This is a genomic window from Neokomagataea anthophila (assembly GCF_018122595.1).
Classification (GTDB): Bacteria; Pseudomonadota; Alphaproteobacteria; order Acetobacterales; family Acetobacteraceae; genus Gluconobacter; species Gluconobacter anthophilus.
Map to the genome: position 1 here is coordinate 1 of NZ_JAGRQH010000027.1, position 363 is coordinate 363.

At 49.3% G+C, this 363-nt stretch carries 1 pseudogene; it reads left to right on the forward strand.

What is annotated here, in order from left to right:
- Positions 1-344 (forward strand): annotated as a pseudogene (locus KB213_RS11965) (integrase core domain-containing protein); the annotation flags it as partial.
- Positions 345-363 lie beyond the last annotated feature (19 nt).

The following is a 363-nucleotide window of genomic DNA, read 5'->3' on the forward strand; positions in this document are numbered from 1 at the left end:
CAGAATTCACCTCCCATGCCATTTTGAAATGGGCCGAAGAGATGGGCGTGGAGTGACATTACATCGCGCCGGGTAAAGCACAGCAGAATGGCTTTATTGAAAGCTTTAACGGCAAACTGCGTGATGAATGTTTAAACGAGACGCTTTTCACCTCTTTGCCCCATGCACGGTATGTTCTGGCGCTGTGGCGTGAGGATTACAATACCGTACGTCCACATTCAAAACTCGGTGGAAGAACCCCCGCTCAAGTCGCTCAGCAATGGTCTTATGGGCATGCCCATAAGACCATTGCTATCCCATCAAACACACACCATAAAAGAGAAATCTCTACTTTCCAGCGGTAACACGTTGGGGGGCACGTCA